Origin of the sequence: Streptomyces cyaneofuscatus (assembly GCF_042718795.1) — a bacterium.
In the GTDB taxonomy this organism is placed as follows: domain Bacteria; phylum Actinomycetota; class Actinomycetes; order Streptomycetales; family Streptomycetaceae; genus Streptomyces; species Streptomyces cyaneofuscatus_A.
Window position 1 is genome coordinate 149,293 of record NZ_JBHXOX010000024.1, and the last position, 11,821, is coordinate 161,113.

Annotated in this window: 12 protein-coding genes; 8 read left to right on the forward strand and 4 right to left on the reverse strand. The window is 71.9% G+C overall.

The genetic code is table 11. The features are described from left to right. Positions 1-2: 2 nt before the first annotated feature. From ACFWRT_RS26475 to hisD, 4 genes are read right to left on the reverse strand one after another with little or no spacing between them, the layout of a single operon-like run. On the reverse strand, positions 3-170 hold the full coding sequence (locus ACFWRT_RS26475; protein ID WP_003969742.1) for a hypothetical protein: 168 nt from the start codon (positions 168-170) through the stop codon (positions 3-5). Continuing rightward, positions 167-763, reverse strand: coding sequence for an imidazoleglycerol-phosphate dehydratase HisB (gene hisB, locus ACFWRT_RS26480; protein ID WP_380954827.1), 597 nt, complete (start codon positions 761-763; stop codon positions 167-169). Before hisB ends, ACFWRT_RS26475 begins: the two co-directional genes overlap by 4 nt. Continuing rightward, complete coding sequence (locus tag ACFWRT_RS26485; RefSeq protein WP_381121359.1) at positions 760-1,914, reverse strand: histidinol-phosphate transaminase; 1,155 nt, start codon at positions 1,912-1,914, stop codon at positions 760-762. The genes hisB and ACFWRT_RS26485 overlap by 4 nt, the downstream gene beginning before the upstream one ends. Next, entirely contained in the window at positions 1,911-3,233 is a 1,323-nt protein-coding gene (gene hisD / locus ACFWRT_RS26490; protein ID WP_380954824.1) for a histidinol dehydrogenase, read from the reverse strand. The genes ACFWRT_RS26485 and hisD overlap by 4 nt, the downstream gene beginning before the upstream one ends. Positions 3,234-3,413: 180 nt before the next feature. Here hisD and ACFWRT_RS26495 point away from each other — a divergent pair, with 180 nt between their 5' ends. From ACFWRT_RS26495 to ACFWRT_RS26530, 8 genes are all read left to right on the forward strand, one after another. Next, positions 3,414-5,015 carry an oxidoreductase gene (locus ACFWRT_RS26495; RefSeq protein ID WP_380954822.1) on the forward strand — a complete coding sequence of 534 codons (1,602 nt, stop codon included), beginning with the start codon at positions 3,414-3,416 and terminating at the stop codon, positions 5,013-5,015. 220 nt (positions 5,016-5,235) lie between these two features. Beyond that, positions 5,236-6,276, forward strand: a complete 1,041-nt coding sequence (locus ACFWRT_RS26500) for a hypothetical protein (protein WP_380954820.1) — start codon at positions 5,236-5,238, stop codon at positions 6,274-6,276. Positions 6,277-6,281: 5 nt separating this feature from the next. Beyond that, positions 6,282-7,046, forward strand: coding sequence for an LON peptidase substrate-binding domain-containing protein (locus tag ACFWRT_RS26505; RefSeq protein ID WP_380954819.1), 765 nt, complete (start codon positions 6,282-6,284; stop codon positions 7,044-7,046). An 18-nt stretch (positions 7,047-7,064) separates the two neighbouring features. Further along, entirely contained in the window at positions 7,065-7,565 is a 501-nt protein-coding gene (ybaK, locus tag ACFWRT_RS26510; protein ID WP_380954817.1) for a Cys-tRNA(Pro) deacylase, read from the forward strand. Between the two features lie 605 nt (positions 7,566-8,170). Next, positions 8,171-8,719 carry a toxin-antitoxin system HicB family antitoxin gene (locus ACFWRT_RS26515; protein WP_380954816.1) on the forward strand — a complete coding sequence of 183 codons (549 nt, stop codon included), beginning with the start codon at positions 8,171-8,173 and terminating at the stop codon, positions 8,717-8,719. 80 nt (positions 8,720-8,799) lie between these two features. Then, on the forward strand, positions 8,800-9,663 hold the full coding sequence (locus tag ACFWRT_RS26520; protein WP_380954815.1) for a DUF4097 family beta strand repeat-containing protein: 864 nt from the start codon (positions 8,800-8,802) through the stop codon (positions 9,661-9,663). Positions 9,664-9,734: 71 nt separating this feature from the next. Beyond that, a complete protein-coding gene (locus ACFWRT_RS26525; RefSeq protein WP_380954813.1) occupies positions 9,735-10,703 on the forward strand; it encodes an ATP-binding cassette domain-containing protein in 969 nt (322 codons plus the stop codon). Next, positions 10,700-11,524 (forward strand): ABC transporter permease, encoded by an 825-nt coding sequence (locus ACFWRT_RS26530; RefSeq protein WP_380954812.1) that lies wholly within the window; start codon positions 10,700-10,702, stop codon positions 11,522-11,524. Before ACFWRT_RS26525 ends, ACFWRT_RS26530 begins: the two co-directional genes overlap by 4 nt. Positions 11,525-11,821: the final 297 nt, after the last annotated feature.

The following is an 11,821-nucleotide window of genomic DNA, read 5'->3' on the forward strand; positions in this document are numbered from 1 at the left end:
CCTCAGTCCCACAGGCCCTGGATCCGCAGGATGCCCGCCACCAGGCACATCACGGAGCCGATCGACAGCAGCACGATGACGCCCTTCGGCATCCCCTGCTTGGCGAAGGAGTAGACGCCGCCGGCCAGGAAGAGGCCGACGACGATCAGGATGGTGTTGAGGCCGGTCACAAGGCGCCCTTCGTGGAGGGCAGGATGCCGGCGGCGCGCGGGTCGTGCTCGGCGGCGTACCGCAGGGCGCGGGCGAGCGCCTTGAACTGGCACTCCACGATGTGGTGGGCGTTGCGCCCGTACGGGACGTGGATGTGCAGCGCGACCTGCGCCTGGGCGACGAAGGACTCGAAGATGTGGCGGGTCATCGTCGTGTCGTAGGTCCCGATCATCGGGGCCATGGTCTCCGGCTCGGTGTGCACCAGGTAGGGGCGGCCGGAGAGGTCGACGGTGACCTGGGCGAGCGACTCGTCCAGCGGGACGGTGCAGTTGCCGAAGCGGTAGATGCCGACCTTGTCGCCGAGGGCCTGCTTGAAGGCGGCGCCGAGCGCGAGGGCGGTGTCCTCGATGGTGTGGTGGGTGTCGATGTGCAGGTCGCCCTCGGTCTTGACCGTGAGGTCGAAGAGGCCGTGGCGGCCGAGCTGGTCGAGCATGTGGTCGTAGAAGCCGACCCCGGTGGCGACATCGACCTTTCCGGTGCCGTCGAGGTTGATCTCGACCAGCACGGACGTTTCCTTCGTGGTGCGTTCCACGCGGCCTACGCGGGGGCTCATGCGTCGTGCTCCTTCTTGAGTTCGCGTACCGCATCGAGGAACGCGTCGTTCTCTGCCGGGGTTCCCGCGGTGACCCGCAGCCATCCCGGTACGCCGTTGTCCCGGACCAGGACGCCCCGGTCGAGGATCTGCTGCCAGACGGCGTGGCTGTCGTCGAAGCGGCCGAACTGGACGAAGTTGGCGTCCGAGTCGGTGACCTCGTAGCCGGTGGCGCGCAGCTCGGCCACCAGCCGGTCGCGCTCGCTCTTGAGCTGCGCGACGTACCCGAGCAGCGTATCGGTGTGCTCCAGGGCGGCGAGCGCGGTGGCCTGGGTGACGGAGGAGAGGTGGTACGGCAGCCGCACCAACTGGACCGCGTCGACCACGGCCGGGTCGGCGGCGAGGTAGCCGAGGCGCAGCCCGGCGGCGCCGAACGCCTTGGACATGGTCCGCGAGACGATCAGGTGGCGGCGGCCCTCGATCAGCGGGAGCAGCGAGGGGTGGTGGCTGAACTCGCCGTACGCCTCGTCCACGACGACGATCGAAGGACCGGCGGCCTGGGCCGCGTCGTACAGGGCGAGGACGGTGTCGGCGTTCACCGCCGTGCCGGTGGGGTTGTTGGGCGAGGTGATGAAGACGACCTCGGGGCGGTGCTCGGCGATGGCGGCGCGGGCGGCGTCCACGTCGATGGTGAAGTCGTCGTTGCGCGGCCCGGAGATCCAGCCGGTGCCGGTGCCCCGGGAGATCAGGGCGTGCATCGAGTACGAGGGTTCGAAGCCGATCGCGGTGCGGCCGGGCCCGCCGAAGGTCTGGAGGAGCTGCTGGAGGACCTCGTTGGAGCCGTTGGCGGCCCAGACGTTGGCGGCTGTCACCTCGTGGTCTGCCGTCCGCGTGAGGTAGCGGGCCAGCTCGGTGCGGAGCTCGACGGCGTCCCGGTCGGGGTAGCGGTTGAGGCCGCGGGCGGCCTCACGGACCCGCTCGGCGATGCGCTCGACGAGGGCCTCGGGGAGCGGGTACGGGTTCTCGTTGGTGTTGAGGCGTACGGGGACGTCGAGCTGAGGCGCGCCGTACGGGGACTGGCCGCGCAGCTCGTCGCGGATGGGGAGCTCGTCCCAGGGGTTGAGAGGGGTGTTCCGGGCCTCGGCGTCACGGGGGGCGGGGCTGCTCGTCACTGCTGGGGGACCTTCCATCCGAACCGTGCCTTGAGGGCTGCGCCGTGGGCGGGGAGGTCCTCCGCCTCGGCGAGGGTCACGACGTGGTGGGTGACCTCGGCGAGCGCGTCGCGGGTGTAGTCGACGATGTGGATGCCGCGCAGGAAGGACTGCACGGAGAGGCCCGAGGAGTGGCAGGCGCAGCCCCCGGTGGGCAGGACGTGGTTGGAGCCGGCGCAGTAGTCGCCGAGCGAGACCGGGGCCCAGGGGCCGACGAAGATCGCTCCGGCGTTGCGGACCCGGTCGGCGACGGCGGCGGCGTCGGCGGTCTGGATCTCCAGGTGCTCGGCGCCGTACGCGTCGACGACCTTGAGGCCGTCCTCGATCGAGGAGACCAGGACGATCGCGGACTGGCGGCCGGCCAGCGCGGGCTCGATGCGGTCCTTGATGTGCTTGGTCGCGGCGACCTGCGGGGCGAGCTCCGCCTCGGTGGCGGCGGCCAGCACCGCGGAGTCGGTGACCAGGACGGCGGCGGCCATCGGGTCGTGCTCGGCCTGGCTGATCAGGTCGGCGGCCACGTGCACCGGGTCGGCGGTGGCGTCGGCGAGGATCGCGATCTCGGTGGGCCCGGCCTCGGCGTCGATGCCGATGCGGCCCTTGAGGAGGCGCTTGGCGGCGGCGACGTAGATGTTGCCGGGGCCGGTGACCAGGTTGACCGGGGAGCAGTCCTCGGTGCCGTACGCGAACATCGCGACGGCCTGGGCGCCGCCCGCCGCGTACACCTCGTCGACGCCGAGCAGGGCGCAGGCGGCGAGGATCGTGGGGTGCGGGAGGCCGCCGAAGCCTTTCTGGGGCGGGGAGGCCACCGCGATGCCCTCGACGCCCGCCTCCTGGGCCGGGACGACGTTCATCACGACGGAGGAGGGGTAGACCGAGCGGCCGCCGGGGACGTAGAGCCCGACGCGCTCGACGGGGACCCACTTCTCGGTGACGGTGCCGCCGGGGACGACCTGGGTGGTGTGCGTGGTGCGGCGCTGCTCGCGGTGGACGAGGCGGGCGCGGCGGATCGACTCCTCCAGCGCGGCGCGGACGGCGGGGTCCAGCTCCTCCAGCGCCTGCTTCAGCGCCTCGGCGGGCACCCGGACCGACGAGATCCGGACACCGTCGAGCTTCTCCCCCCACTCGATCACTGCCGCGGAGCCACGATGGCGTACGTCCTCGCAGATGGGCCGCACCGTCTCCAGGGCGGCTTCCACGTCGAACTCGGCACGGGGCAGCAGGTCGCGCAGGGCGGCACCCTCGGGGAGGGTGTCGGCGCGCAGATCGATTCGAGAGATCACACCGCAATTCTCGCAGACCGCTCGGGACGCCCGGTCGCCCGTATCACTGGCTGATACATGTCCCGGTACATGTCTCGGCCAACTCGGGCCGCACCGGTTGTCACTGCTGACCGATAGCTTTCACGCCGTCACGCGGAGGGAAAGACACCACTACAGCATGTGTGCACGGAGGGAGCGGCCGTGACCGAGCCGCACGAAGGCGATATCCCGGACGGGCTCAGCGCAGCGGAGCTGGGCATGTGGCAGTCCTTCCGGAACGGGACGACGTACGACTTACGCACCTACGACTCCGCCCGCAACGATCCGTTCGGCCCGCACGACTGGGGGCCCGAGCGGAGTGTCGGCGCGCGGACGGTGGCGCGGCTGCTGCTGAGCGGGCCGCCGGCGCGGCCGGGCCGGGTGGCGGCGCTGAAGCTCCGGGGGGTGCGGATCACCGGGAAGCTGGATCTGGCGGGCGGCCGGGTCTCGCCGTACGTGGAGCTGACGGGGTGCCGCTTCGAGCAGGAGGTGGTGCTCCCGGAGTGCCATTTCACGACGTTGCGGATGGTGGGCTGCCTGCTGCCCCGGCTGGAGGCGGCCCGGCTGCACACGGAGGGCGATCTGCATCTGCCGCGCTGCCGGATCGACCGGGGCATCCGGCTCACCGATGCCCAGATCGGTACGGACCTGCTGATCAACCAGCTCAGCGTGGGGCCCGACCGGCACGGTCGGGCCTTCGTCGGGGACGGCATGTCGGTCGCCCAGGACCTCCAGGCCGAAATGATCGAGACGCACGGCGAGCTGAGCCTGCGCGGGGCGAAGGTGGGCGGTTCGCTGAGTCTGCGCGGCAGCCATCTGCGGGCGGCGGAGGACCGGCGCGCGCTGAACGCGCCGCAGTTGACGGTGGAGCGCACGCTCTACATGACCGAGGCATGGGTGAGCGTCGACACCGGGAACCAGGGCACGACTCCCCCGTACGGCGTGGTCTACGCCCCGACCCCGGCGCGCGGGACCCGGTCGCAGATCTTCGAGTGCAAGGGCGGGGTGCGGCTGGACGACGGGCGGTTCGGGGACGCGGTGGACCTGCAGAAGGCCCGGTTCTCGATGACCCGGCAGGAGGAGCTGTCGTTGCGCCGGATCGTCACGCCGGAGCTGCGGTTCAACGCGGAGCGGCCGGAGGAGGGCCGGGTCGTGCTGAACGGGGCGAAGGTGGTGACCCTGATCGACCTCTCGACGAGCTGGCCGGGGCCCGGGGGTCTGGCGATGGGCGGTTTCGTCTACGAGAACCTCGTCCCGTACGGCCACTTCCCGCTCTCGCGGCGGCTGGAGTGGGTGTCGGCGGCGACCCCGGAGTACGTCCCCGAGCCGTACGAACGGCTCGCGACGGTGCTGCGCGGCAGCGGCGAGGACTCCGACGCGCGGGAGGTGCTGCTGGCCAAGCAGCGCCGCCGCCGGGAGACGCTGCCGCCGGCCGCGAAGGCGTGGGGGTATCTCCAGGACTGGACGGTGGCGTACGGGTACCGGCCGGGACGGGCGCTGGTGTGGATGGCGGTGCTGTGGGCGGCGGGTACGGCGGCGTTCTCGCGGTACGACCCGGCGTCGATCAAGAACGAGGAGTCCCCCGAGTGGAATCCGGCGCTCTACGCGCTGGACCTCCTCATCCCGGTGGTCAATCTCGGCCAGGACGGCTACTGGAGGATGGTGGGCGGCTGGCAGTGGGCCGCGGCCGGTCTGGTGCTGGTGGGATGGGTTCTGGCCACGACGGTGGCCGCCGGAGCCTCCCGGCTGCTGCGCAGGGGCTGACCGAAAGGGCAGCTCGAACCAGGTGGGGCGGCCGGGACCGGCGGTTCCGAGGGATGTGCGGGGCCGCTGTGGCGGCGGTGACGAGGCACCCGGAGGGTCATGTTCAAGCCACCGCCGGACATTTCCTTTGCTCTTTCTTGACCCGGCCGGATACAACCCATCCACTCGGCACAGAAGCTTCACAGCGCACCCCTGGCGCGGCCCTCACCAGGGCTTTTCAATGGTCTGCACCATGGCCTTCCTTCGCGCTCTGCTGAGTACCGCGCGCATGATCCGGCACAGCCCTCCGCTGTCCGCCGGACTGCCCGCGGATGACGCCGTGCTGCTCGACGCCCCCGACGAGCGGCTCTCCCCGGCGCTGGTGGCCGCTGCCCTCGGCGACCCGGAACCGGCCGCCAAGCTGCTCGCCACCACCCGGGACGGCGCCGACTGGGAGAACCGCGACCGCTATCTCGGCCGGCTCGTCACCTTCGCCCGGCACCGGGACGGCTGGCTCACCGACTGGCTGGCCGCCGCCCCGCGCGACCCGGACGCCCTGCTGGTCAAGGCGGAGCTCGCGGTCCGCCGGGCCTGGGAGTCGCCCGCCCGCGCGGAACGGCTCCACGAGGTCGGCCCGCTGATCACCGCCGCCGCCGAGGCGGACCCGCGCGACCCGGTACCGTGGCGGCTCGCCCTGGACCACGCGCGCGGCAGCCACGCCACGCACACCGCCTTCGAGTCGCTGTGGGAACAGGCGATACGGCGCTCCGCGCACCACTACGGCTGCCATGTGGCGGCGCTGCGCTACCTCTCGGCCGCCTGGTACGGCTCGCACCGCGAGTGCTTCGACTTCGCCGAGCGGGCCGCCGAGGACGCCGTACCCCACTCCCTGGTGCAGGCACTGCCGGTCCGGGCGGCCTTCGCCCTCCTCCTGGACGCCCAGGCGCCGGGCCGCACCACCTCCGTACTGGAGGAGCGGATCGACACGGCGGCCGACGCGGCCATCCGGCTGTCGGCCGCCTACCGGCCCGGCGACCCGTGGCCCGCCGAGGTCCGCAACCTCCTCGCGTACGTGCTCCTCGCCCGGGGGCGCTGGGCCGAGGCGCTGGAGCAGTTCACGCTGATCGGGCAGCACGCGACGTCGTTCCCGTGGTCCTCGGTCTCCGACGACGCCCTGGGCCGGTTCCTCGACGCACGGGACGGCGCACGGCTCCAGGTGGCCTCCGTGACCCCCTTGCGCGGCCGGGCCGACCGAGGACGTCCGCGCGGCCATTACGCTTGAGCGTTGTGACCACCGCCCGTCTCCCCCTTTTCCCGCTCAACACGGTGCTGTTCCCGGGCCTCGTGCTGCCGCTCAACGTCTTCGAGGAGCGCTACCGCGCCATGATGCGGGAGCTGCTGAAGAGCGACGAGGACGAACCTCGCCGCTTCGTCGTGGTCGCGATCCGCGACGGCCGCGAGACCGCGGTGACGGGCACCGGCATGCCGGACCCCGTCGCCTCCGCACCCCCCGCCGAGCGCGCGCCGGCCGAGGGCTTCGGCCCCGACCCCATCCAGACCTTCCACCGGGTCGGCTGTGTGGCCGACGCGGCGACCATCCATGAGCGCCCGGACGGCAGCTTCGAGGTCCTGGCCACCGGCACCACCCGGGTCAGGCTGCTCTCGATCGACGCGAGCGGCCCGTATCTGAGCGCCGAGGTGGAAGAGGTCACCGAGGAGCCGCCCGCCGAGGACGAGGCCGACGAGGCCGGAGCCCTGGCCGAGGGCGTCCTGCGGGCGTTCCGGGCCTACCAGAAGCGGCTGGCCGGAGCGACCGAACGCTCGCTCGCCACCGGCTCCGAGCTGCCCGACGACCCCTCCGTCGTCTCCTACCTGGTCGCGGCGGCCACCGTCCTGGACGTCCCCACCAAGCAGCGCCTCCTCCAGGCCCCGGACACCGCGACCCGCCTGCGCGAGGAGCTGACGCTGCTGCGCCGGGAGACGGCGGTCATCCGCCACCTGCCCTCGCTCCCCGCGCCGGACCTGACCCGCGCCCCCACCCACCCCAACTGAACAAGGAATCCGGCACCGGTGGCGAAGAAGCCGAAGAAGCAGTCGGGCGGCACCCCCGCCACGGTCGCCCTGACCGCGGCGGGCACCGCCTTCACGCTCCGCCCCTACGACCACGACCCGGCCTCCACCTCCTACGGTGAGGAGGCCGCCGAGGCCCTGGGCGTCTCCCCCGACCGGGTCTTCAAGACCCTGGTCGCGGACGTCGACGGCGAGTTGACGGTCGCGGTCGTCCCGGTGGCCGGCTCCCTGGACCTCAAGGCCCTGGCGTCCGCGGTGGGCGGCAAGCGCGCCACGATGGCGGACCCGGCGGCCGCGGAACGCACCACGGGCTACGTCCGCGGCGGCATCTCCCCCTTGGGCCAGCGCAAGCGCCTGCGTACGGTGCTGGACGCGTCGGCCCGGACGCACACGACGATCTGCGTCTCGGCGGGGCGCCGGGGGTTGCAGGTGGAGCTGGCGGCGGAGGACTTGGCGGGGCTGACGGGGGCGGTGTTCGCGGAGATCGGGCGGGGGGCGTAGGCGCGGCCGCCGAAGCCCGGCGCGGGCCCTACCGGGGGCGCTGCCCCCGAACCCCCGTGCCTCAAACGCCGGCGGGGCTGAAAGACGTCCCCAGGCGCCGGACGGGCCGGATGTGCCGCCCGGCGGATCCGGGGCGTCTCTTTCGGTTCTTGCTGATCATGCTGAGGCGGCATCCCACTCCGCTTGCAGCCGGCTGAGTTGCGGCTCGCTGAGCGGCGGCTCGAAACCTGCGGGGAACATGAGCGTGAGTGGCGCGGCCGCATGTTCTCCGGCCCGTGCTCCTCGCAGTACGGAGCGACGAGATGCGGTCCCTCTCCGCACGCCTCGCGCCGGTAGTAGCGGTCATGTTCCTGGCAGAAGTAGGAGACGGACGCCGACGGCGCGCCGCTCTGCTCACCGTGGGCGCACACGGGTGCTTGGCACCTGGAGCTCGTCGGAGCCGCCCCTGCCCGTCCCCGTACGCCGGCAGCTCGGTCCCTGGAAGCCGGCCTCCGACCTGCTGGGCCAGGTGTTCCAGCAGCCTATGAGGCGGCGTGACCCTGGCGGCGCAACTTGGCGCCATAGTGGCGCTATACATGGCGCCACTTTTGTGCCACAGTTATCGCATGGACCTCGCACCGTATGTCGAGCACCTTCGCCAGGAACTCGCCGTAGCCGCCGAAGCCGGTGGCGACGAAGCCCGCGCCCTGGCCGACCGACTGACCGCTCCGCTGGAGTCGGCAACCCGGCTGACCTTGCTCAACGCGCTGTCCGCAGCGATGGGTGAGGTGACGTTGGAGCTGGCGCCCGGCTCGGTGGACGTGCGGCTGCGCGGCCTGGACCCCGAGTTCGTCGTCAACCGACCGGGGGCCCGGGCCCCTGCCGACGGGGCTGCGCCACCGGTGACGCCGTTGGCGCCATCGACCCCACAGCCGGAGGCGGCGGGTGTCCCGGAGCCGGACGAGGGCGGATCCGCGCGGATCAACCTTCGGGTGCCGACTTCCCTCAAAGCCAAGGTGGAGTCGGCCGCCGCCCGCGACGGACTCTCGGTCAACGCATGGCTGGTGCACACCCTGACCGCCTCATTCGACGGCCCTGCCGCAGGCGCCCAGCGGCCGTGGACCGGACCGGCCGCGGAGGCCGGCATCAGCCGGAGCTTCACCGGCTGGGTCTGACCGGCCCGCCGCCCGCCGCGCACCCTCCCACCCCTCCTACCAGCACGAAAACCCGACGCAGTCGAAAGGACGGAACCGCCATGCCTTCTTCCGCCACCCGTGAGCCGCAGTCCTTCGAGACGCCGGGCCCGATCACCGCGCAGCTGGAGGTCGGCTACGGGACGGTCCTGGTCAGGGCCGGCGAGCGGACCGAGACCAGGGTCCTGGTGCGACCCGGGAACACCGCGAGCGACCGCGACGTGCAGTCGGCCGCCCAGACCCGGGTCGACCTGACCGGCGGCCGGCTGACCGTACGCGGCCCCCGCGGCCGTAACCCGTTCAGCAAGATCGGGCCGATCGTGGTCGAGGTCGAACTGCCGGCCGGGTCCGAGGTGCACGCCTCCTCCGCGTTCGGGGACGTGCACTGCGAGGGCCCGCTGGGCGACGTCCACCTGAGAAGCGCGCTCGGGAACGTGTCGGTGGAGCGGGCAGGAACGGCCGAGCTCAGGACCGCCACCGGCACCATCCGCGCCCACCACCTGGAGGGCGACGCCGAGGTGCACGGCGCGGGCCGGGTCGTGATCGACCACGTGGGCGGCGACCTCACGGTCAAGAACGTCAACGGCGAGACCGAGATCGGCGAGGTCCTCGGCGAGACGAGGGTCAAGTCGTCCAACGGCTCCGTCACGATGGGAACCGCGCACGCGGGGGTCGACGTCCAGTCCGCTCTCGGCGCGATCCGGATTGCCCGGCTCACCCGCGGAGTGATCGACCTGGGGACCGCGACCGGCGAGATCGAACTCGGCATCCCCGAGACCACCGCCGCCTGGCTGGACATCCACGCCGAGGCCGGCCTGGTCCGCAACGAACTGCCCGCCGCCGACGCGCCGTCCGACAAGCCGAACCGTGCCGAAGTCCACGCCCGCACCTCGGTCGGCAACATCACGGTCACCCGCGCCGCCTGACAGCGCCCGCGGCGGGGAGCCTCCCCCGCACCCTCCTCCCAGCCCCTCCGTCACAGGGAAGCGACACTCATATGTCTGTCATGAGCACAACATACAGGTCGGCCGCGATCAGCACCGCGGGTCTCACCAAGTCGTACGACGACAAGCCGGTCCTCAAGGGCCTCGACCTGACCATCCCCGAGGGCTCCGTCTACGCCCTGCTCGGTCCGAACGGTGCCGGCAAGACCACCACCGTCGAGATCCTCACCACGCTCATCGACGGCGACGGCGGCACCGCCGCCGTGGGCGGCCACGACGTCGCCCGAGGCGGGGCCGCAGTACGCGACCTGATCGGCCTGACCGGTCAGTTCGCGGCGGTCGACGGCCTGCTCAGCGCGGAGGAGAACCTTCAGCTGATGGCCGACCTCTGCCACCTGCCGAAGGAGGCGGGCCGCCGCCGCGCCGCCCGACTCCTCGAACGCTTCGAGCTGACCGAGGCCGCCGGGAAGCCGTCCTCCGCCTACTCCGGCGGGATGCGCCGCAAGCTCGACCTGGCCATGAGCCTGATGGGCGACCCGCGCATCATCTTCCTCGACGAGCCGACCACCGGCCTCGACCCGCGTTCGCGCCGCACCATGTGGGACATCATCCGCTCCCTGGTCGCCGACGAGGGCGTCACCATCTTCCTCACCACGCAGTACTTGGAGGAGGCGGACCAGCTCGCCGACCGGATCGGTGTCCTCCATGAGGGCAGGCTGGTCGCCGAAGGCACCTCGGAAGAGCTCAAGGCGATGGTCCATGGCGGCCACATCTCTCTGCGCTTCGACGCCACAGCCGAACTGCGGCGTGCCGCCGCCCAGTTCGCCTCCACCACCCGCGACGACGAGGAGCTCACGCTCCAGATTCCGTCCGACGGCACCGTCGCCACCCTCCGCGCCGTCCTGGACGTCCTCGACGCCGCCGGCGCCACCCCCGCGTCCCTCTCCCTCCACACCCCCGACCTCGACGACGTCTTCCTCGCCCTCACCGGTGCGGACAAGAAGCAGGAGATCACCCGATGAGCATCGCGAGCGCCACCACCAGGACCGCCAGGCCACGGCCGAGCAGCTACGCCGTCCGTGACGCGGTCACGATGTTCCGCCGCGTCATGAAGCGCGCACTCCGCTACCCGTCGATCGCGATCGTCATCGTGATGATGCCGGTGGTCTTCCTTCTCCTCTTCACCTACGCCTTCGGCGGCGCGCTCGGCGCCGGCATCCAGGGCCCGCAGCTCACCGGCGACTACATCGACTACGTCGCCCCCGGCATCATCCTCATGACCGTCGCCACCGGGTCCATCGGCGCCGTCCTCACCATCTGCATGGACAAGACCGAGGGCATCGTCAACCGCTTCCGCACGATGTCGATCTCCCGCGGCTCTTTCCTCACCGGCCACGTCCTGGGCAACCTCGTCCAGACGGTCCTCGGCACCGTGGTCGTCACCGGCGTCGCCCTCGCCATCGGCTTCCGGCCCAACGCCACCTTCGTCGAGTGGCTGGCCGTGATCGGCCTCCTGATCGCCCTGGCGACCGCCCTGACCTGGCTCTCCGCCGGCATGGGCCTGACCGCCAAGACCGTCGAGTCCGCCTCCAACCTCCCCATGCCGATCACCTTCCTGCCCTTCCTCGGCAGCGCGATCGTCCCCACCGACACCATGCCCGGCGCCCTCCGGACGTTTGCCGAGTACCAGCCCTTCACTCCCGTCAACGAGAGCCTCCGCGGCCTCCTCATGGGCACCGAGATCGGCAACAGCGCCTACATCTCGCTCGCCTGGTGCGCCGGCATCGGCCTTCTCGGCTACCTCTGGTCCCGCACCGCCTTCACCAAGCAGACCAAGCGCTGATCCCGTCCCGCCCGTAGGGCAACCGAAGGGCGGCACCCCATGACGGGTGCCGCCTCACCACGATGTGAGCCGGCCGGTCCAGATCGGGTCCGATGGGTCGCGTGACGCTCCCGCTGGGCACGCGTTCCGTAGCACATGCGGCGGGGAGACCTTTCGGATGAGAAGTGGGCCCTGACCTCAGGCGCAGCCGACGGAACGCGGAAGGGGGTCTTGACAGGTCCAGACCAATCGCGCTTGGGTGGTGGCCCGTCCCGTCGGCCTGCCGGGGTACCGGTGCGCCGCGCCGAAGGAGTGAGC

Coding starts and splice junctions, on each gene's coding strand:
- ACFWRT_RS26500 (WP_380954820.1), top strand. CDS start 5,236: ATGGTCTGCACCATGGCCTTCCTTCGCGCTCTGCTGAGTACCGCGCGC.
- ACFWRT_RS26530 (WP_380954812.1), top strand. CDS start 10,700: ATGAGCATCGCGAGCGCCACCACCAGGACCGCCAGGCCACGGCCGAGC.
- ACFWRT_RS26515 (WP_380954816.1), top strand. CDS start 8,171: ATGGACCTCGCACCGTATGTCGAGCACCTTCGCCAGGAACTCGCCGTA.
- ACFWRT_RS26520 (WP_380954815.1), top strand. CDS start 8,800: ATGCCTTCTTCCGCCACCCGTGAGCCGCAGTCCTTCGAGACGCCGGGC.
- ACFWRT_RS26525 (WP_380954813.1), top strand. CDS start 9,735: ATGTCTGTCATGAGCACAACATACAGGTCGGCCGCGATCAGCACCGCG.
- hisB (WP_380954827.1), bottom strand. CDS start 763: ATGAGCCCCCGCGTAGGCCGCGTGGAACGCACCACGAAGGAAACGTCC.